Annotated in this window: 22 protein-coding genes and 1 riboswitch; of the genes, 7 read left to right on the forward strand and 15 right to left on the reverse strand. The window is 67.5% G+C overall.

Annotated elements, in window-relative coordinates:
• Positions 1–39: 39 nt before the first annotated feature.
• Positions 40–118, reverse strand: a riboswitch (SAM riboswitch).
• Positions 119–199: 81 nt separating this feature from the next.
• Positions 200–451 (forward strand): hypothetical protein, encoded by a 252-nt coding sequence (locus tag P0645_RS05765; RefSeq protein ID WP_284163625.1) that lies wholly within the window; start codon positions 200–202, stop codon positions 449–451.
• A gap of 93 nt (positions 452–544) precedes the next feature.
• Here the strand turns inward: P0645_RS05765 and P0645_RS05770 are convergent, their stop codons facing one another.
• The 5 genes from P0645_RS05770 to P0645_RS05790 all read right to left on the reverse strand — a co-directional run bounded on the left by P0645_RS05770 (position 545) and on the right by P0645_RS05790 (position 4,317).
• Positions 545–1,150 carry an inner membrane-spanning protein YciB gene (locus P0645_RS05770; protein ID WP_284163626.1) on the reverse strand — a complete coding sequence of 202 codons (606 nt, stop codon included), beginning with the start codon at positions 1,148–1,150 and terminating at the stop codon, positions 545–547.
• An 8-nt stretch (positions 1,151–1,158) separates the two neighbouring features.
• Positions 1,159–2,058, reverse strand: coding sequence for an EamA family transporter (locus tag P0645_RS05775; protein WP_284163627.1), 900 nt, complete (start codon positions 2,056–2,058; stop codon positions 1,159–1,161).
• Between the two features lie 4 nt (positions 2,059–2,062).
• Entirely contained in the window at positions 2,063–3,229 is a 1,167-nt protein-coding gene (gene ftsY, locus P0645_RS05780; RefSeq protein WP_284163628.1) for a signal recognition particle-docking protein FtsY, read from the reverse strand.
• 59 nt (positions 3,230–3,288) lie between these two features.
• Positions 3,289–3,936, reverse strand: coding sequence for a lysoplasmalogenase (locus P0645_RS05785; RefSeq protein WP_284163629.1), 648 nt, complete (start codon positions 3,934–3,936; stop codon positions 3,289–3,291).
• A gap of 102 nt (positions 3,937–4,038) precedes the next feature.
• The gene (locus tag P0645_RS05790) at positions 4,039–4,317 is read right to left on the reverse strand and encodes a hypothetical protein (protein ID WP_284163630.1); all 279 of its coding nucleotides are present in this window, start codon (positions 4,315–4,317) and stop codon (positions 4,039–4,041) included.
• Between the two features lie 302 nt (positions 4,318–4,619).
• Between P0645_RS05790 and P0645_RS05795 the strand changes: the two genes are divergently transcribed.
• The gene (locus P0645_RS05795; protein ID WP_284163631.1) at positions 4,620–5,699 is read left to right on the forward strand and encodes an alkane 1-monooxygenase; all 1,080 of its coding nucleotides are present in this window, start codon (positions 4,620–4,622) and stop codon (positions 5,697–5,699) included.
• Positions 5,696–6,097: a hypothetical protein gene (locus P0645_RS05800; RefSeq protein WP_284163632.1), complete on the forward strand. Its 402-nt coding sequence runs from the start codon at positions 5,696–5,698 to the stop codon at positions 6,095–6,097. Before P0645_RS05795 ends, P0645_RS05800 begins: the two co-directional genes overlap by 4 nt.
• 68 nt (positions 6,098–6,165) lie before the next feature.
• Here P0645_RS05800 and xseA read toward each other — a convergent pair whose 3' ends face one another.
• Positions 6,166–7,662, reverse strand: coding sequence for an exodeoxyribonuclease VII large subunit (xseA, locus tag P0645_RS05805; protein WP_284163633.1), 1,497 nt, complete (start codon positions 7,660–7,662; stop codon positions 6,166–6,168).
• Positions 7,663–7,732: 70 nt separating this feature from the next.
• Between xseA and purD the strand changes: the two genes are divergently transcribed.
• A complete protein-coding gene (gene purD / locus P0645_RS05810) occupies positions 7,733–8,995 on the forward strand; it encodes a phosphoribosylamine--glycine ligase (RefSeq protein ID WP_284163634.1) in 1,263 nt (420 codons plus the stop codon).
• A 103-nt stretch (positions 8,996–9,098) separates the two neighbouring features.
• Here the strand turns inward: purD and P0645_RS05815 are convergent, their stop codons facing one another.
• On the reverse strand, positions 9,099–9,869 hold the full coding sequence (locus P0645_RS05815; protein ID WP_284163635.1) for an FG-GAP repeat domain-containing protein: 771 nt from the start codon (positions 9,867–9,869) through the stop codon (positions 9,099–9,101).
• Entirely contained in the window at positions 9,869–10,192 is a 324-nt protein-coding gene (locus P0645_RS05820) for a 2Fe-2S iron-sulfur cluster-binding protein (RefSeq protein ID WP_284163636.1), read from the reverse strand. Before P0645_RS05820 ends, P0645_RS05815 begins: the two co-directional genes overlap by 1 nt.
• Before the next feature lie 155 nt (positions 10,193–10,347).
• Here P0645_RS05820 and P0645_RS05825 point away from each other — a divergent pair, with 155 nt between their 5' ends.
• A complete protein-coding gene (locus P0645_RS05825; RefSeq protein WP_284163637.1) occupies positions 10,348–11,235 on the forward strand; it encodes a DMT family transporter in 888 nt (295 codons plus the stop codon).
• Positions 11,236–11,278: 43 nt separating this feature from the next.
• On the opposite strand, the gene P0645_RS05830 is transcribed toward P0645_RS05825, so the two are convergent.
• The 6 genes from P0645_RS05830 to rpiA form a co-directional block, all read right to left on the reverse strand.
• A complete protein-coding gene (locus P0645_RS05830) occupies positions 11,279–12,712 on the reverse strand; it encodes a DegQ family serine endoprotease (RefSeq protein WP_284163759.1) in 1,434 nt (477 codons plus the stop codon).
• Positions 12,713–12,897: 185 nt separating this feature from the next.
• A complete protein-coding gene (locus P0645_RS05835; protein WP_284163638.1) occupies positions 12,898–13,104 on the reverse strand; it encodes a DUF2065 domain-containing protein in 207 nt (68 codons plus the stop codon).
• A gap of 1 nt (position 13,105) precedes the next feature.
• On the reverse strand, positions 13,106–13,999 hold the full coding sequence (gene hflC / locus P0645_RS05840) for a protease modulator HflC (protein WP_284163639.1): 894 nt from the start codon (positions 13,997–13,999) through the stop codon (positions 13,106–13,108).
• Positions 13,999–15,171 carry an FtsH protease activity modulator HflK gene (gene hflK, locus P0645_RS05845; protein ID WP_284163640.1) on the reverse strand — a complete coding sequence of 391 codons (1,173 nt, stop codon included), beginning with the start codon at positions 15,169–15,171 and terminating at the stop codon, positions 13,999–14,001. The genes hflC and hflK overlap by 1 nt, the downstream gene beginning before the upstream one ends.
• Positions 15,172–15,237: 66 nt before the next feature.
• Positions 15,238–16,596, reverse strand: coding sequence for a glutathione-disulfide reductase (gene gorA, locus P0645_RS05850; RefSeq protein ID WP_284163641.1), 1,359 nt, complete (start codon positions 16,594–16,596; stop codon positions 15,238–15,240).
• Positions 16,597–16,626: 30 nt separating this feature from the next.
• Positions 16,627–17,412 (reverse strand): ribose-5-phosphate isomerase RpiA, encoded by a 786-nt coding sequence (gene rpiA, locus P0645_RS05855; protein WP_284163642.1) that lies wholly within the window; start codon positions 17,410–17,412, stop codon positions 16,627–16,629.
• 247 nt (positions 17,413–17,659) lie between these two features.
• On the opposite strand from rpiA, the gene P0645_RS05860 reads away from it, so the two are divergent.
• Together P0645_RS05860 and P0645_RS05865 are read left to right on the forward strand one after the other, a co-directional pair.
• Complete coding sequence (locus P0645_RS05860) at positions 17,660–18,346, forward strand: glutathione S-transferase family protein (RefSeq protein WP_284163643.1); 687 nt, start codon at positions 17,660–17,662, stop codon at positions 18,344–18,346.
• A gap of 40 nt (positions 18,347–18,386) precedes the next feature.
• Entirely contained in the window at positions 18,387–19,067 is a 681-nt protein-coding gene (locus P0645_RS05865) for a glutathione S-transferase family protein (RefSeq protein ID WP_284163644.1), read from the forward strand.
• Between the two features lie 16 nt (positions 19,068–19,083).
• Here the strand turns inward: P0645_RS05865 and P0645_RS05870 are convergent, their stop codons facing one another.
• A complete protein-coding gene (locus P0645_RS05870) occupies positions 19,084–19,689 on the reverse strand; it encodes an EF-hand domain-containing protein (RefSeq protein WP_284163645.1) in 606 nt (201 codons plus the stop codon).
• Positions 19,690–19,763 lie beyond the last annotated feature (74 nt).

Below are 19,763 nucleotides of genomic sequence, written 5' to 3' on the forward strand. Positions count from 1 at the left end.
CGCCTCCGGCAACAAAAAACCCCCGACCGGAACGGCGGGGGTGAAACACCTCCGACCCTTTTAGCGGCTTCTTTAACGTGGCCCGCAATCCGGTCATCAAATCGCCACGGGCGAGGGCTTAGCCCAAAGCCGGGCCCTGGTCAACGGGCCTTGCGGCGACTGCGGAATTGGGTTGAACTGCGGGAAACGGGAGATATCCATGCGCCGCCCTGCCCTTGCCGCCTGCCTCGCCTCGACCCTCGCCGCCTGTGTGGCCGATCTGCCGCCCGAAGTACCTCAGGGATCGGTTGAGTTCGCCGGCGTGACCTACCCCGTCACCGCGCGGGGCGACCTGTGGTTCGTCACCGCAGGTGACAGGCGCGTCCAGTGCCGGGCCGCGACGAGCGAGGATTGCTACTGGTCGCTGCGCGCCCATCTGGCCGCCGAGGCGGCGCTGGCCGATCTGGGCTAGGTCGGCGGGGCAGGCCGAAATCTTTCAAAGATTTCGGACCGGACCCTTTGAAAGGGTCCGGCCGGATTTCGTGCCGAAATCCGGCTGGCGCGCCTATTCGTCCGGCTGGCCTTCGGTGCCGTAGGCCTTCAAGAGCCCGCCCTGCGCGATGAAGAAGAGGAACAGCGCGGCAGGCAGGCCGAAGGTCTTGAAATTCACCCAGGCCTGATCCGACATCGTGCGCCAGATCGCCTCGTTGGCGACCGCGAGGCCAAGGAAGAAGGCCGTCAGGCGCCGGGTAAGGATCATCCAGCCTTCCTCCTTGAGCGGCATCGCCTCCTCGATCGCGAGCGCGAGGTAGGAGCGGCCTCGCATCAGGCCGAAACCGAGGATGCCCGCAAACAAGAGATAGATGATCGTGGGCTTCATCTTGAAGAAGCGCTCGTCGTTCAGCCAGACCGAGAGGCCGCCGAAGACCACGACCAGCACCAGCGTCGCGATCTGCATCGGCGCGAGCCGCCCGGTCAGCCGCCAGAGGATCAGCGTCGTGGCGACCAGAAGCGGCACGAAAAGCGCGGTGGCGAGGATGAAGCCGCCATATTCGGTGCCGCCCAGGGTGAAGGTCTTGTCCTTCAGCCGCCCGAAGGCGAGGAAGAAGGCCAGGATCGGGCCGAACTCCAGCCCCAGCTTCAGCCATGGATTGATCTTTCTGCCCGCCATTCCGTTCCTCACCGTCCGAATTCCACAATCACCGCGCCCGCCGCGATCAGCGCCATCAGTGCCACCCGCACCGCCCCCACACGCTCGCCCAAGACGAGCCAGCCGATCAGCGCGGCAAAGACCGTCGAGGTCTCTCGCAGGACCGCCGCCTCGCCCACACGATCGAGCCGCGTCGCCATCATGATGGCGCCGAAGCTGAAGAAGGCGACCAAGGCACCGACGACACCGCGCCTCGCCAGCGCCCGGGCCTCGGCCCCGCGCATGGCCAGAAGCTTCCGCCTCATATAGACCGGCATGAAGAAGCCGTCGATGAAGAAGAACCAGGCGAGGAAGGTGAACGGATCGGCGGTCGAGCGGATGCCCCAGGCGTCGTAGGTCGTGTAAAGCGCCACGAAAAGACCGGTCAGGATCGCGAAACCGAGCGCGGGCGCGAGCGTCTCGCGTCCCACCGCCAGATGGCGCCAGTTGTAAAGCGCAAGGCCGTAGATGCCCGACATGAGCACCGCGACACCGAGCCATTGGCCCGCGCTGAAATGCTCGCCGAAGAACAGCCCGGCGCCGAACACAGCGAAGAGCGGCCCGGTGCCCCGCACCACCGGATAGACGACCGTATAGGCCCCCCGGTCATAGGTCATCGCCTGCGCGATCTTGTAGCCCACATGAATGACGAAGGCCCCCGCGAAGATCGGCCACATATGCGGCTCGGGCCAGGGCACGACGAAAAGCGCGAAGGGCGCGGCGATCAGCGCATAGGAGCCATCAATCGCCGCGCGCGAGGCCCAGGGGTCATGCCGCCCCTTCTGCAGCGCACCAAAAAGCGCATGCAGGACGGCGGCCATCAACGCGAGCGCCAGCGCCGCCTGATGGCCGGCCGGTGTGCCTTCCAGCGCGCGCAGCCAGTCGCTCAATCCCTCATGCCCCGCCGCCGACGAGGGCGCGGGCGAACTCCTCGGGGTCGAAAGGGGCGAGGTCGTCGATCTGCTCGCCCACCCCGATCGCATGGATCGGCAGGCCGAACTTGTCGGCGAGCGCCACCAGCACACCGCCCTTGGCGGTCCCGTCGAGCTTGGTCATCACCAGACCCGACACATCGGCGATCTTGCGGAAGATATCGACCTGCATCACCGCATTCTGCCCCGTCGTCGCGTCCAGGACGAGAAGCGTGTTGTGGGGCGCCGAGGGGTCTTTCTTGCGGATCACCCGGACGATCTTGGCCAGTTCCTCCATCAGGTCCTGGCGGTTCTGCAATCGGCCAGCCGTGTCAATCATCAGAAGATCGGCGCCCTCGGCCTCGGCCCGTGTCATCGCGTCGAAGGCGAGCGAGGCGGGGTCCGATCCTTCGGGCGCCGTCATCACCGGCACGCCTGCCCGGTCGCCCCAGATCTGCAACTGCTCGACGGCCGCGGCGCGGAACGTGTCGCCCGCAGCGATCACCACCTTCTTGCCCGCCGCGCGGAACTGGCTGGCAAGCTTGCCGATGGTCGTGGTCTTGCCCGAGCCGTTCACGCCCACCACCAGGACAACCTGCGGCTTCTTCGGATACAGCGGCAGGGGCCGGGCGACCGGGGTCATGATCCGCGTCACCTCGGCGGCGAGGATATCCTTGATCTCGCTCACCGACAGGCGCTTGCCCATCCGGCCTTCGGCAAGGTTCGCGGTGACGCGCATTGCCGTCTCCACCCCCATGTCGGAGCGGATCAGAAGCTCCTCGAGGCTTTCGAGCATCGCATCGTCAAGCTCGCGGCGCGGCTCCGCCTCGGCCTTCGCGCCGCCGAAGATCCGGCCGATCAGGCCCGGGCGGGCCGGGACTGCGGCAGGGGTGGCGGCGGGCGCAGGTTGCGGTTTGGCGGCGGGCTCTGGCGTCCGGGGCACGGGCGTCGCGGCGGCAGGCGGCGGAGCCGCCGGTTCAGGCGTCGCGGCGGGCGCGGCCGCTGGTGCCGGGGCGGGTTCGGGCGCTGGCGGGGCGGCGGGTTCGGGCGCCGCGTCCGCAGGCGCCTCGGCGATGATCGCCTCCAGCCCCTCGTCGAGTTTCGACGAGCTTTTGAACAGCCGGTCCTTGAGCTTGTTGAAAAATGACATAAGCCACCCGCCTTCTGACCTTCCCCCACCTAATCGCTTGAAGGGGCCAAGGAAAGGGGTCAGGCCGGATGCGCAGGCAGGAGGCCGATCAAAATCAGCGCCTGACCGCTCCAGTAGGCGGTCCAGAGCAGGCGCTGGATAAGCGGGCGCATCCGGGCGCCCGGCGGCAGGACGAAGAGATCAAGCGCCAGAAGCGCGTCAGAGAGAACGAAAAGCAGCGCACCCGCCAGCGTGACCCCGAAACCCGGCGGCAGGCTCAGCGCCGCCAGCGCCATCAGCGTGATGATGACCACATAGGCCCTGACCGGCCAACGCAGCGCCCCGGTTTTCGGCGCGAGCCAGACCTCTGTCGAGAGCGCCAGGGCGATCAGCGGAAGCGCGAGGAAAGGCACGGGCGCACCGGCCCCCTGCCCCCAGAACTGCGCCGCATAGGCCAGATGACCAAGCCCGAAGGCGCCCATCCCGGCAAGGAAGGCCCGCTCGCCCGGCCGCGACAGAAGGAAATCGCCCAAGGCGCCAAGCGCCAGACCGATGAGGACCGGCACCGGAGCGCCGAGGAGAAGGCCGAAGGGCAGAAGCGCCGCCACCGACAGAACCTTGACCGCCGATTTCACGCCCGAGACGGGCAGAACGGCGAAACGCGCGCCATAGATCAGCGCGAGACCGAGCGCGAGGGCAAGGCAGGCAGCAGGCAGGAAAAGATCCATTCGGTCCCCGGTCGGAAGATGTGCACCGGGACCATGCCCGGCGCCGCACCGCCGGGCAACCGTTCCCTCGCGTCGTCAGCCGCGAGAGGGGCCGCACTCAGGTCACGGGCGCAGAAGGATCGCGACCGCGATGAAGCCGATCAGAAGGACCGCATCGACGATCCAGGCCCAGACCGGCAGGCGGGTATAGACCGCCCAGATCGTCGGCGGCGGGGCCGTCACCCGGACCGACCCGTTGTTGACGGCAAAACCGACGATGCCGGTAAAGACCGCCATCGCCGCGAAGATGTAGAAGGCAGGGAACGGGGTTAGCACACCCGCCACCACGGCAGCGATACCGATCGCGATGGCGACTATCATTGCAAGAAGGGGGCTGTTCATGACTTTTCTCCGAAGGATGCTGAAAATGGACCCGGCGGCCAGGGAACGGACGAAATCGAACGGTGGACACTCCCGCCGGGCTGTCGGCATCATAGCAGATCGCAACTCCGGGCCGAACAACCTTCCGTTGCGTAAATCGTCGGGTATTCATGGCTTGACGCGCCCTTCGCATGGCTTCGCGCAGGTGGCGAGGCGCTCCTCGCGCCGCGCCCGAGGTGGCGAAGCCCGCTTGAGTCGCGCCCCCCGCTCGGGCAAGACTGCGGGCGCGATGGCGTTGCCAGCGCTGCCAAACGGAGGTTTCCTTGCCCCTCAAGCGCCCGGACCTGTCTGTCCTTGCCCATCCCGCGCTGCGCTTCGCGCTGGCGGCTCTCCTGCCTGCGCTCCTTCTCGCGCTCGGCGCGGTCCTTGGCGGGGGCTGGGCCTTCCTCGGCTTTCTGTGGATGACCGGCCTTGTCTTCGCGGGCGACCAGCTGGCGCGCTCGCTGGGTCTTTCCCAGCCGGAGATGCCGCGCGATCCGCTGTCGGACCGGGTGGTCCTGTCCGTTGGTGCCGCGCATTTCCCGTTCCTGGCCATCGTGCTTTACGGCCTGTCGGGCGGCACGGGGCTCGGGTTTTTCGGCTGGCTCTTCACCGCGATCGGCGCAGGCCTCTGGTGCGGGCAGGTATCGAATTCGGTCGCCCATGAGTTGATCCACCGGACCGAGCGCGCGCCGTTCGAGCTTGGCCGCTGGATCTATGTCTCGCTTCTCTACGGCCATCACACATCGGCGCACCGGCTGGTTCATCACCGCCATGTGGCCACGCCCGATGATCCGAACAGCGCAGCCTTCGGGGTAAGCTTCTACGAATTCCTGATGCGCGCCGTGCCGGGGGAATTCATGGCAGGCTACGAGATGGAAAACAGCCTCAGGGCGGCGAAACCGGGCGGCAAGCCCGGCATCCATCCTTACGTGATCTATGTGGGCGGCGGGTGCCTCTTCCTGATGGTCGTGGCCGAGCTCTTCGGGCTTTTCGGATTCCTCGCCTATCTCCTTCTCTGCGCGCACGCGCAGTTGCAGCTTCTCCTGTCGGACTATGTCCAGCATTACGGGCTGGAACGCAGGAAGGCCGGGCCTGACGCCTATGAGCCCTTCGGGCCGGAGCACAGCTGGGACGCGCCGGATTTCCTCTCGGGCCTGATGATGCTGAACGCGCCGCGCCATGCCGACCATCACGCCCATCCGGGGCGGAGTTTCGGCGAATTGCAGCTCTCGCCCGACGGCAAGGCGCCCCTCCTGCCCGCCTCGCTGCCGGTGATGGCGACGATCGCGCTGGTACCCTCCGTCTGGCACCGGATCATGGATGCGAGGATCAGCCGCATGCGGCGCGGATCACCGGCATGAGGCCTGGGCTTGTGCTGGCGGCGGCGTTTCTCGCCGCGGGCGGCGCACTCGCCGATCCCTTGCCGCTTCAGGGCGAGGCATTCGACAAGGCGGTCACCGGCCGGACCTTTCACTATCGTGCGGGCCCGACCTCGTTCGGAACCGAGCAATATCTGCCGGGACGGCGGGTGATCTGGGCCTATACGGGCGACGATTGCGTGAAGGGTGTCTGGTATCCCGAGGGTGAGGATATCTGCTTTCTGTACGAGGATCAGGAGGGGCCGGTCTGCTGGTCCTTTGCGACCACCGACACGGGTCTTGTGGCGCGATCGCTAGGCAATCCCGACCTGCCACCGCTGACCGGACGGCAGACCTTGCCCGGCACTCTCGCATGTCTTGGACCCGACGTCGGGGTATAGGGGCCGGTATTTCGTCCCGCGTGGCGCCCGCGCCGACCCGCCGGGGATATTTGAAAACGAAAGAGAGATCAGAAGAGTGTTCCCTGATCCGGCGGTGGCGGCTTCCTGGAACCTGCCTTCGGGCGGGCGCCCGTCGCGATGCGGCCGTCCTGGAACTCGATCTCCAGATGTGTCGCCCCTTCGGCAACCGCACGGCTGGTGACGATGCGGTCGTCGGCGCGGACGACGGCGAAGCCGCGTCTCAATGTCTCGCGGTAGCCAAGCGTCTGTCGGGTGCGATCCAGTGCAGAGAGATGGTCGAGGAGCGCCGCGAGGCGCGCGGAGACCGCCCGGTCAAGGGCCTGACCGAACCGCGCCAGATCGGCACGGCGCTGTCTGGCATCCTTCGTCTCATCCTCGAGCCTGCGGCGAAGCGCGGGGGCGAGGCGGGCGGAGAGCTGGCCGAGATGGCGCCGTTCCGCCTCGATGAAGCGTGTCAGCAGCGGCGGCTGGACGCGGGCGCTGATCCGCGTGAGCGCAGTGCGCTTGGCAAGGGCCGCCTGCCGCAGCGCGCCGGGCAGCCGGTCGGACCAGAGGTCGAGCCGCTGGCGCGCGTTGCCGGTCAGCGCCTCGGGGCGGCCGAGCCCGCGGGCAAGGTCGGAGAGGCGCTGCTGGCGCTGGTCGAGGCGCTGGCGCGTGGCGCGCGCAAGGCGGGCGGATTGTTCCTGCGTCCAGGCCAGAAGCTCCATCCGGACCGGCACCGCCATTTCGGCCGCTGCCGTGGGCGTGGGCGCGCGGCGGTCGGCGGCATGGTCGATGAGCGTCGTGTCGGTTTCATGGCCGACGGCCGAAATGAGCGGAATGGCCGAGCCAGCGGCGGCGCGCACCACCTGTTCGTCATTGAAACCCCAGAGATCCTCGATCGAACCGCCGCCGCGCGCGACGATCAGAAGGTCGGGCCGCGGGATCGGGCCGCCCTTCTGCAGGGCATTGAAGCCCCGGATCGCGGCGGCAACCTCGGGGGCGCATTTCTCGCCCTGCACCGCCACTGGCCAGATCAGCACCCGGCGGGGGAAGCGGTCGCGCAGCCGGTGCAGGATATCGCGGATCACCGCGCCCGAGGGCGAGGTGACGACGCCGATGACCTCTGGCAGATAGGGGATCGGCTTCTTGCGGTCCGCCGCAAAGAGGCCCTCGGCGGCGAGCCGCGCTTTCAGCTTTTCCAGCATCATCATCAGGGCGCCCGCGCCGGCGGGCACGATATCCTCGACGATAAGCTGGTATTTCGACTGGCCGGGGAAGGTGGTGAGGCGGCCGGTGGCGATCACCTCCATCCCCTCCTCGGGCCGGACCGACATGCGCGCCGCCTGGCCTTTCCAGGACACGGCGGCGATGACCGCGCGGTCATCCTTGAGGTCGAAATAGAGATGGCCCGAGGCGGGGCGCGAGACGCGGGAAATCTCACCCCTGACCCGGACATGGCCGAACTCGCCCTCGATCACCCGCTTCACCGCGCCGGAGATTTCCGAGACGGTGAATTCCGGGGCATTGCCGGGGCTGGGGGTGGCGTCTTCGAAAATGTCCATGTGCTGCGCTTGTCTGGCCTCGGCGATCACCTTATGACGCGCCCATCCAAAGGAAAAGCCGGGGGCGCGCATGAATATCCTGATCCTGGGGGGCGGCGGGCGTGAACATGCGCTCGCGTGGGCGGTCAAGCAGAACCCCAAATGCGACCGGCTGATCGTGGCGCCGGGCAATGCCGGGATCGCGGCGATTGCCGAATGTGCCGATATCGACGTGCTGGACGGGGCGGCGGTGCTGGCTCTGGCGGTCGAGAATGCGGTCGATTTCGTCATCGTCGGGCCTGAGGCGCCCTTGGCCGCCGGGGTGGCGGATGCGCTGCGCGCGGGGGGCATCCTGACCTTCGGGCCCTCCGCAGCGGCGGCGCGGCTGGAGGCGTCGAAGGCCTTCACCAAGGAAGTGTGCGATGCGGCCGGTGCGCCCACGGCGGGCTGGGCGCGGTTTGCCGACAGGGACGCGGCGCTGGCCCATGTGCGTACGACGGGCGCGCCGATCGTGGTGAAGGCCGACGGGCTGGCGGCGGGCAAGGGGGTCGTGGTGGCGATGACGCTCCCGGAGGCAGAGGCTGCCATCGAGGACATGTTCGGCGGCTCGCTGGGCGCGGCGGGCGCCGAGGTGGTGATCGAGGAATTCATGGGCGGCGAGGAAGCCTCGCTCTTTGTCCTCTCTGACGGGACGGAGGTGCTGGAGATCGGCACGGCCCAGGACCACAAGCGCGTGGGCGACGGCGATACCGGCCCGAACACCGGCGGCATGGGCGCCTATTCGCCGGCGCCGGTCCTGACCGATGCGGTGCTGAAGCAGGCGATGGACGAGATCGTGCGGCCAACGGTCGCCGAGATGGCACGGCGGGGGACGCCGTTTCAGGGCGTGCTCTACGCGGGCCTGATGATCGAGAAAGGCCGCGCTCGGCTGGTCGAATATAACGTCCGTTTCGGCGATCCCGAGGCCCAGGTCCTGATGATGCGGATGGGGGCGCAGGCCTTGGATCTGATGCTCGCCTGCGCCGAGGGGCGGTTGGCGGGGGCGCGGGTGAACTGGGCCGAGGATCATGCGCTGACGGTGGTGATGGCGGCCGGGGGCTACCCCGGCAGCTACCGGAAGGGGACCGAGATCCGCGGGCTGGGCGATTTGCCCGAGACCTCGTCGGAGATGGTCTTTCATGCAGGCACGGTCGCGCGCGACGGCAAGGTTATGGCCAATGGCGGGCGGGTCCTGAACGCCACGGCGCGCGGGGCGAGCCTCGCCGAGGCGCAGGCTCGGGCCTACGGGCTCGTGGACCGGATCGACTGGCCCGAGGGCTTCTGCCGCCGCGATATCGGCTGGCGGGCGCTTTAGGGTCTGAAGCAGGTTTCGTCCGGGCTTTGCCCGGCCGATCCGCGCGGGGGGCCCTGCCCCCCGCGACCCCCCGGAGTATTTTTAGACAGAAAGTGAAAGAGTTTCAGTCGCAGCCCGGCAGGTTGGCGAAGCTCCCGGGGTCGCGATAGGCGGAAAGGTCGCGGCTGATCAGCGCGCCACCGGAAAGCGCGATGGCCACGACCCGCGTCCAGTCTGCATTGGCGGCAAGGATCGTCGGAACCCCGCCGCAGCGGGCGATGCCACCCTGGATGAAAGGATCACCGTACCGATGGTTGGTCAGGCCGCGCGCCTCGGCCACCGGGGCAAGCCGGTCACCGTCCAGCCGGACGATCTTCAGGATCTTGCCGAGGTGGGGGGTCTCTACATAGGCGATCTCGACCCGCCCGTCGCCGTCGAGGTCGGCGGCACCGACCGGCGCTAGCCAACGGTGGCGGGTGCCGATGAACGGGGTTGCGGCGATGCGGCCCTTCCCGCCCCAGACCGCAAGACGGGAGCCCTGGGTAAGGCTCGATTCCACCACGATCACTTCAAGGTCGCCATCACCGTCGAGATCGGCAAGGCGGGGTGCCACATCTTCGAAAACGAGAGCATCGCCCGCGGGAAACTCGGTGCCATCAAGGCCCAGCGCCGCCCACTCATTGCCGGGACCCAGGGCCTCATGGTTGTAGCGCGTCGATGGCTGAGCGAAAGACGCGCGGGCGACGCCATCGCCCCCTGCCTCGGCTGCAGGGCTCACGCAGGCGGCCAGAAGCCCTGCAAGGGCGCCCACGGCGGCGAGAGCCGCCCGGCCAGACCATCTGGCGGCGGCAGCCGCCCGGCCAGACCATTCGGCGGCGGCAGCCGCCCGGGCCATCAGATCTGCTTTTCCGGCATATAGACCTTCAGCCCGTCGAGCGCGTCCGACACTTTCAGCTGGCAGGTCAGACGCGAGCGCGCCGGATCGGGCTCGTAGGCGAAATCGAGCATGTCCTCTTCCATCGCCTCGCGCTTCGGCAGGCGGCCGGTCCAGGCCTCGTCGACATAGACATGGCAGGTCGAGCAGGCGCAGGCGCCGCCGCAATCGGCCTCGATCCCGGGAATGCCATTGTCGCGGGCGCCTTCCATCACGGTCAGGCCATTGGCCACCTCGACCACATGTTCCTTGCCGCCAAATTCCACGTAAGTGATCTTCGCCATATCCCGCCTCTTCTGCCAAGCCGGGCCGACATAGGCGAAATCCCGGGGCTTTTCCAGAGGGCGCCACCCACCCGGCGACGCCTGTGGTGCTTGTGACGCTTGCGTGGCGCAGCGCGCGGCCCTAAGCAGGGCCGACATCCGGGGGCGGGGCCGACATGCGCGAGAGACATCCCTATTTCGGCCTGGCGCTGGCGGCCTTCGGCGCGCTTGCCATCACGCCTGACACATTCTTCATGCGGCTGACCGACATGGACGGCACCCAGCTGATTGCCTGGCGCGGCCTGTCGAATGGCACGGTCTTTCTTCTCGCCTGGCTTCTCAGCCACCGGGGCCGGATCCGGCAGGACCTCGGCGTGCTCTCGAGCCCCACGGGCATTGCCATCGTTCTGGTGAACATGGTCAATATCGCGCTCTTCAGCTTCGGCATCGCCGCGGCGCCGGTCTCGATCGTTCTTTTCGCCGCCGCCAGCATGCCGATCTTCGCGGCCATCTTCGCCCATCTCTTCGCGGGCGAGCGGAGCGGGCGCGCCACCTGGATCGCGACCCTGGCGGTAATGACCGGAATCGCGATCGCGGTCTTCGGCCGTGATGCGGGTGGCGTGGGGTTCAACCTCGCCTCGCTGGTGGGCGCGCTCTGCGGGCTGGGGGTCGCCGCGGCACTGGCCACCACCTTCGTCACCATCCGCCATCACCCGGCCCTGCCGGTCCTGCCGGTGATGGGGGCGGGCTCGCTGATCCTCGGGACGGTGGCGGCCGTTTCCCTCGGGCCGGAGGCGATGTTCAGGGGCAACATCTGGGCGGCGCTCATGTCGGGGGCGCTGATCCTGCCGGTTTCCTTCGCGGCCCTTGCCTATGCCAACCGCCATACGGCGGCGGTGAACGTGAGCCTCCTGATGCTTCTGGAAACGATCCTCGGCCCCGCCTGGGTCTGGATCGGCATCGGCGAGGCGATGTCGCCTTGGGAAATCGCGGGCGGCCTGATCGTGATCGTCAGCCTTGCCGCCTATATCCTGTCGGTCGGCCGCCAGACCGCCACCGCATGAAAAAGGCGCCCCGCAGGGCGCCTTTTCCGGTAGGATTGCAGGATCACTCGACCGAGATCGCGACGAAGCGCGGATCGCCCTCGCGCCGGATCAGGAGGAGGAGCGACTTGCGCCCCGCGTCCTTCGCCTCCTCGATCCGGCTTTCGATATCCTTGATCGAGGCGACGCGGGCCTGACCGGCCTCGGTGATCAGGTCGCCCGCGCGCAGGCCCTTGGCGAAGGCCTCGCTCGTCTGGTCGATGTCGGTGACCAGAAGGCCCTGATCTTCGGGCGAGAGATTCAGCTGGCTGCGCATCTCGTCGGTCAGCTCGTTCAGCTGCATGCCAAGGAGGTTCTTCTCCATCGGCTCGGTCGGGCTGGCCTTGGCGGGCACCGGCACGGCCTCGGCTTCCTCGCGGCGGCCAAGCGTGATGGTCAGCGCGACGCTTTCGCCGTTGCGCAGGACAGTGATCGGCACCGGCTTGCCGACCTCTGCATCGCCCACGGTGCGGACAAGCTCGCGCGAATCCTTCACCTCATGGCCATCGAACTCGACGATCACATCGCCGGACTCGACGCCCGCCTCTTTCGCCGGGCCATCCGGCACATCGGTCACAAGCGCGCCATGCGCGGCCTCAAGCCCCATCGCCTCGGCCACATCGGGCGTCACGTCCTGGATCTTCACGCCAAGCCAGCCGCGCCGGGTCTCGCCGAAATTCCGCAACTGATCGACGACTTTCGTCACCACATTCGACGCCATCGAAAAGCCGATGCCGATCGAGCCGCCGGTCGGGCTGAGGATCGCGGTATTCACCCCGACCACCTCGCCGTTCATGTTGAAGAGCGGCCCGCCCGAATTGCCCTTGTTGATCGCCGCATCGGTCTGGATGAAATCGTCATAGGCGCCCTGCAGTTCGCGGTTGCGGGCCGAGATGATCCCGGCCGAGACCGAGAAGCCCTGACCCAGCGGATTGCCCATCGCCATGACCCAGTCGCCGACGCGCATCCTGTCGCTGTCGCCGAAAGTGACGAAAGGCAGCGCCACGTCGCTTTCGACCTTCAGGACCGCGATATCGGTCTTGGGATCGGTACCCACCAGTTTCGCATCGAGCGTCTCGCCCGAGAAGAATTCGATCTGTATCTCGTCGGCGCCGTCGATCACATGGTTGTTGGTGACGATGAACCCGTCTTCCGAGATCACGAAGCCCGAGCCGAGCGCGTTGGCGCGCTGTGGCCCCCGGTTGCCCGGCCCGCCGAACCGGTCGCCGAACTGATCGTTGAATTCCTTGAAGAAATCTTCGAAGGGCGAGCCTTCCGGTACCATCGGGCCCGGCCCTGTTGGCGCTTCGACGACGGTCGATGTGGTGATGTTCACCACCGCCGGACTGACCTGGTCGGCGAGATCGGCAAAGCTTTCGGGGGCGCCGAAGGCCTCGACCTGCGGCGCCTGTACGGCGAGGTAGACAGCCGAAACGATGGCGATCCAGACCGTGCGCATCCCTTTTGCCTGCCTGCCATGGCGCGGCGCGGGAGCGAGGACTTGAAGTGTCACGATGAAACTCCTGTTGTCTCTGGGCCTCGGGAAGAGAGGCACGGGTCTTTTCAACACTGTCGGCGGGCAGAAGGGAACTCACTCCCGGTCGCATGCCGTCAAAAAGTGGTGAGCGGACGGCGCGAAGTCAATCAGCCGCCCGCCAAACCTACCAGCCAGATCGTGGCGACGCCCGTCGCGATGGCGGCGAGGCCCATCAGTCGGCGGTTTTCCACCGAGATCCGGGACAGCAGCGCCAGTATCTCCTCGATCTTGCCGGGGGCCAGTGCCAGCACCAGCCCCTCGACGACGCACAGAAGGCCAAGGGCGAGGCCGATCTCGGTCAGCCCCAGGCCCATGTCATTGATCCGCGACCGCTCCGCCGCCCCCCGCCGTGGACGAGCGCAGATAGTCGAAGAACTCGCTGTCAGGCGCGATCACGAGGGTCGAGTTGTCGCCAAGCAGCGAGGCGCGATAAGCGGCGAGCGACCGGTAGAAGTCGAAGAACTCCGGGTCGGCGCCATAGGCGTCAGCGAAGATCGCGGTGCGTTTGGCATCAGCCTCGCCGCGGATGATTTCGGCCTGACGCCTGGCGTCTGATACGGTCTCGATCACCGCGCGGTCGGCGGCGGCGCGCAGGCGCTGCGCCGCCTCGTTGCCGCGCGCAACCTGGTCGGCCGCCTCGCGCTGACGCTCGGCCCGCATCCGGGCAAATGTGGCTTCAAGGTTCTGCTCCGGCAGGTCGGTGCGCCGCAGCCGCACATCGACGATCTCGACCCCCAGTGCCGCCGCCTCGGTCCGGGCGGCATCGCGGATCTGCAAGGCCAGTGCCGCGCGGTTCTCCGACAGGATGGCCGAACTGTCGACACCGCCCAGAACCTCGCGGATCTGGGCACGCAGGATCGTGTCGATGCGGTTTTCGGCGAAGCTTTCGCCACCCGCACCGGTCGCCTGACGGAAACGGGTCACATCGACGATCCGGTAACGGGCAAAGGCATCGACCACCAGACGCCGGTCGTCCGACGGCGTGACTTCCAGGGGCTCGATGTCGCGGCCGAGGATACGGTCGTCATAGCGCACGACTTCCTGGATCAGCGGAACCTTGAAATAAAGCCCCGGCTCTTCATGGATCGCCTTGATCTGGCCGAACTGCAGCACAAGCGCCTTTTGCCGTTCATCGACGATGAAGACCGACGACAGGACGGTGGCCAGAAGCACTGCCGCGAGCGGCAGGAGGAGGGTTGTCCGGTTCATCAGTTGTTACCTCCGGCTGCGGGCTTGGCGCCGGCGGGCGGCTTGCCGATCTCGTTCAGGGGCAGGAAGGGCACGACGCCCTGCTGGCCGCCCGCATTCTCGTCGAGGATGACCTTGTTCACCCGGCCCATCACCTCTTCCATCGTCTCCAGATACAGCCGCTTGCGCGTCACCTCGGGCGCCTTCCGATATTCGGCCAGCACGGCCGAGAAGCGGCTGGCCTCGCCTTCGGCCTGGTTCACCACCTGCGCGCGATAGGCCTCTGCCGCTTCCAGCGTCGCGGCGGCTTCACCGCGCGCGCCCGCGACCACGCGGTTCGAATAGGCGTCCGCCTCTTTCTGCAGCCGGTCGCGTTCCTGTTCGGCTGACTGCACTTCCTTGAAGGCGTCGATGACCTCGCGCGGCGGGTCGGCGCGGTCGAAGTTCACCCGCACCACATTCAGCCCGCTGTCGTAACTGTCCAGCGTCTGCTGGATAAGTTCCTGCAACCTTTGCGCGATCGCGCCCCGGTCGCGGTTCAGGATCGGGGCAAGCGGCGATTGCGCGATGATCTCGCGCATCGAGCTTTCCGACACGGCGCGGATCGTAAGCTGCGGGTCGCGCAGGTTGAAAAGGTATTTTTCGGGGTCGCTGACATTCCAGACGACCTGGAAGTCGATGTCGACGATATTCTCGTCGCCGGTCAGCATCAGCCCCTCGTCGCCGCCGGTTTGGCCCACGCCGATATCCTCGGTCCGTTCCGGCGTCACCGCGATGACCTCATAGGTATAAAGCGGCCAGGGCGCGAAGTTCAGACCCGGCTCGCCCACGGCAGAACGTTTGCCGAGGAACAGTTCGACCGATTTCTCTTCGGGTTTGACCGTGTAGAAAGAGGCGAAGGCCCAAAGCCCGACCGCCGCCAGCGCGCCAAGCGCCAGGGCGTTGCGCGGCAGGCCCGGCCCGCCCGAACCACCGCCCCCAAAGCCGCCGCCCCGGTCGTCACGCCCGCCCCGGCCGCCCATCAGCACCTTGAACTGTTCGGTGCCCTTGCGGACCAGATCGTCGATCTCGGATATCGGCGATCCCTCGCCCCGGCGTCCGCCGCGCGGCGGCTCGCGGTCCCCGCGCCGCCGGTCATCGTCCTCGTCGTTGCCCGAACCGCCGCCGCCCCAGGGGCCCCCGCTTCCAGCCATACGCATCATCTCCCGTTCATTCCTGCCCAAGCAACTGGGCACTCATCCCTGAATGTCAAGTCCGCCTCAGGCGGTGCGGACCGGTTTGCGCAAGGTCACCAGTTCCTCCGCCATCACCGGATGGACGGCGACCGTGCGGTCGAAATCCTCTTTCGTCGCGCCCATCTTGATGGCGATGGCCGCAAGCTGGATCATCTCGCCCGCCCCCGGCGCCACGATGTGACAGCCCAGAACCTTCCTCGTCTCCGCGCAGACGATCAGCTTCATCAGAACCCGCCCCGGCCGCCCGGCGAAGGCCGTCTGCATCGGCCGGAAGGCGGTCGCATAGACCTCGATGGGCCCCCGGTCCCGCGCCTCTTCCTCGCTCAGCCCGACGGTGCCAAGCTCGGGCTGGGTGAAGACGGCGCTTGCCACCAGATGATGATCGGCCTTCGCGGGACGCGCTCCGAAGATCGTGTCGGCGAAGGCATGGCCCTCTCGGATCGCCACCGGCGTCAGGTTGATCCGGTCAGTCACGTCGCCCACCGCGAAGATCGAGGGGACGGCGGTCTGCGACCAGTCGTCCACGATCACCTCGCCCTTGCGGCCGAGCGTCACGCCTAGGGCCTCCAGCCCCAGCCCTTCGGTATTCGGGCTGCGCCCCGTCGCATAGACCACCTTTTCATAGACCGCCTCGCGCCCGTCGGTCGAAGAAACCCAGGTGCCGCCGTCAACCGGCTTCATCTCGATCACATCGGTGCCGACATGCAGGTTCACCCCCTGCGCCTTCATCTCCTCGGCGACATGGCCGCGCGCCTCGCCGTCGAAGCCGCGCAGGATCTGCTCGCCCCGGTAGAATTGCGTGACCGCGACGCCAAGCCCGTTCAGGATGCAGGCAAACTCGCAGGCGATGAAGCCGCCGCCGACGATCAGAACCGATTTCGGCAGGGCGTCGAGCTTGAAGATTTCGTTCGAGGTCAGCGCCCCCGCCTCTGCCGCCGCCTGCGGCACCGAAGGGCGGCCACCCGTGGCGATCAGGATATGTTTCGCTGTCACCTTCCGCCCGTCGGCCAGCGCGACAGTATGGGCGTCCGCGACGGTCGCGCGCATGTCGAAAGTGGTGACGCCCGCATTCTTCAGCCCCGACCGATAGGCGGCCTCCAACCGGTCGAGTTCGGCGTCAAGCTTGCCCCGGAACGCCTGCCAGTCGAACGCGCCCGCCTCCGCCGCCCAGCCATAGGCGTGCGCATCCTCGATGGCGCTCTTGTAGGACGAGGCGAAGACCATCAGCTTCTTCGGCACGCAGCCGCGGATCACGCAGGTGCCGCCCATCCGGTATTCCTCGGCCAGGGCAACCTTGGCGCCGTAGTCCCCCGCCGCGATCCGCGCCGCGCGCACGCCGCCCGAGCCGCCGCCGATGACGAAGAGATCATAGTCGAAGGCCATCACGCCCGCCTTTCTGCCGGCCCGCCGGCGTCAGCCGACGATGTCGGCGAAGGGATTTTCCTGGCGCGGGCGCACCGCGCGCATCTGCTCCGCCAGCCCCGGCTCCGCCTCGATCAGTTCGGCCCGGCCATCGGTGTGGCCGATGACCACGAGGTCGGACATATTGATGAAAAGCCCGTTTTCAACCACGCCGGGGATCTGGTTCAGGCTGCGCGAAAGCACAGATGCGTCAGCGATTGTGCCCATATGCAGATCAAGGATCGCATTGCCCTCGTCGCTGACGAACGGCACCGCCCCCGCCATCCGCCGGGTGATCCTGACATCGGCGCACCCGAGATCGGTCAGGACCGCACCGATATGACGGATCGTCGAGGCCAGACCGAACTGCAGCGCCTCGACCGGCAGGGGAAAGGCGCCGAGGCGGGCGACCCGCTTGCCCGGATCGGTAATGACGATCATCCGGTCTGACGCCGCCGCCACCACCTTCTCCTGCAGATGTGCCCCGCCGCCGCCCTTGATCAGCGTCAGGTCGGGGTCGAACTCGTCCGCCCCGTCAATCGTCACGTCGAGCCAGCCCGCCTGATCGAGCGTCACGACCCTAATGCCTTCGGCCCGCGCGAGGTCAGCGGTGCGCGACGAGGTCGGCACGCCCACGACCCGCAGGCCTTCCTCTCGCACGCGCTCGCCCAGCCGCTTCACCATGAAGGCCGCCGTCGACCCGGTGCCCAGCCCCAGCCGCATCCCGTCCTGAACGAAGGCCACGGCGGCATCGGCGGCGGCCTTCTTGGCCAGATCGGCGGGGGTGAGGCTGGTCATGGGCATCTCCGTCTGCGGTCGCCCCGCTTATAGGAAAGCCCCCCCGGGGAAGCGAGGGGAAAACGGCCTCCCGGACGGTGGCGCCTGAACAAATGCCGACGCAGCCACGCCCTTGGCCCCGAAGAACCGTCCGGACCGGTGACGTCAGATGGTCAGAAACCGGCATATCCGGTCGCGCACCGACGGTCGCCTGCGCCGCGCAGCCGTCAGCCTGCCATCTGAACCTGCCAGGCGAAGGAGAGCCCGCATGTACATCCTGCACGGTATTCCCGACTGGGGATCACAAGTCATCCGCATGGCGCTCGAGGAATTGGGCGCGCCCTACCGGTTCGCCGAGGTCGACTGGCAGGCCGGCGGCCTGACCACACCCGACTTCCTCGCCCTGAACCCGTTCGCGCGCATCCCGGTGCTCGAGACGCCCGACGGCACGATGTTCGAAACCGCGGCGATCCTGCAGTATCTGAGCGAACGCCACGGCCAGCTCGCCCCGCCCCCTGGCGACACCGAACGCGCAGGCTTTCTTGTCTGGTTCACCTTCATCACGAACCAGCTGCACCCGACGACGATGACACTTGTCCATCCGCACCGGCCGGGGGGCGAAGCCTGCCGCCGCCCGGTCGCCGAAGCGACGCACACGCTGCTGCGGGAACAGCTCGCCGCACTCGAGCGCAGCGCCGCCACCGGGCCCTGGTGGCTTTCGCCCGACCACCCCTCGATCGCATCGCTCTACGTTCTGATGCTTCTGCGCTGGATCAGGGCCTATCCCGCATATCCCGACCATTCGATCCCGCTGGCGAACTATCCAGCCTTGCGCGCAATGGCAGAGGGTCTGGAACGCAGGCCCGCCGTCCGTCGGGTGCTTCAGGCCGAAGCAATCACAGATGCCGCGCCCTTTTCCGATCCGCCGCCCCCCGCTTCGGCTGAAACCGCCTGACGGCAAGCCCGTCCGCCCCATGCCGATCCGGAGATTCTGAATGTATGTCCTGCACTATTCCCCCGACCTGTCCTCGCTGATCGTGCGGCTGGCGATGGAGGAGATGGGCCTGCCATACCGCGATATCCTGGTGGATTTCGACGGCGGCGAACATCGCGGCGCGGCCTATCGGGCGATCAATCCCACCGGCCTCATACCGGTTCTGGAAACGCCCGCGGGCCCGGTCTTCGAAACCGGCGCGATCCTGCTGTGGCTGTCCGAGACCCATGGTCAGCTCGCCCCGCCTCCCGGCGATCCGGACCGGGCCCCCTTCCTGAAATGGCTTTTCTTCATGGCCAACACGCTGCACGCCGACCTGCGCGCCCGCGCCTATGCGACCCGTTATTCCGGCGCAGCCCAGCCGGGCGACGAAACCGAACAGGCCTTCGTCCGGGCGGTCGAAGACCGACTTCTCGGCCATCTCGACCTTCTGGAGGCGCTGGCCACCGACGGCTGGCTCTGGTTCTCCGCTGACCGGCCGTCGCTCCTGACGCTTTATGCCGCCTGCATCCTGCGCTGGCTGCGCTACTTTCCCGGCGAGCGTCCGGACTGGTTCCGCCTTGCGCGCTACCCGGCGCTTCAAGGGATACTTGCCGAACTGGAAAGGCGGCCAGCCGCCCTTCGCGCCGCCGCGCGCGAGGAATTGGGACCGACGATCTTCACCGATCCGACCTTCGGCTGAAGCGCGATCCCGGGGGTTACAACTCAGCGCGGACGACATCCGCGTCCAGCGTCTGGACCGCCAGCATCGCGCCGGTAAATTCCTCAAGCGTCAGATAGCCATCGTGATCAAGGTCCAGCAGCATCAGCGCCTGCAGCACCTCCTCGTCGGCGACAGACATGCGGTCTGCAGCCCGGAGCATCAGATAGACGCGCCGCTCGCGCTCATCCACCTTTTCGTCGCCCGTCAGGTCGGCTGCCCGGAAGGCAAGGTCAAGCCGCCCGCGCGACCCCTCCGCCGTCAGGGCCATCAGCCGGTCCATCTCGGCCCGCGTGACCGTGCCATCGGCGTCGAGATCGGCCTTCACCAGCGGCGTGAGCGCCTGCGCGCGCGCTGCCGCCCGCTCCGCCGCGACCCGCCAGTCGATCCCCTCTGCCGTCAACCCCCGCGCCTCGCCGTAAGAGGCGATCATGTCGGCGACATCCGCCAGAAGGCTGCGCGACCCGCCGCGCAGCCGCTCGAACAACGGATCGGGCAGGGTCTCCGCCAGCGCCGCCGCCTGATCGGCTGTCAGCAGCGGCACCTCGGCCCGGCCCGCGGGCGCGCCGAGAATCAGCATCAGGCAAGCAATGAGGCAACGCATGGACCGCTCCGCACAAGGCTGCGGCGAGGCTAGTCCCCTCGCCTTAACGCATGGTTAACCGAAACCGGCTCTCT

Source organism: Frigidibacter sp. SD6-1, assembly GCF_030143255.1.
In the GTDB taxonomy this organism is placed as follows: domain Bacteria; phylum Pseudomonadota; class Alphaproteobacteria; order Rhodobacterales; family Rhodobacteraceae; genus TMP-24.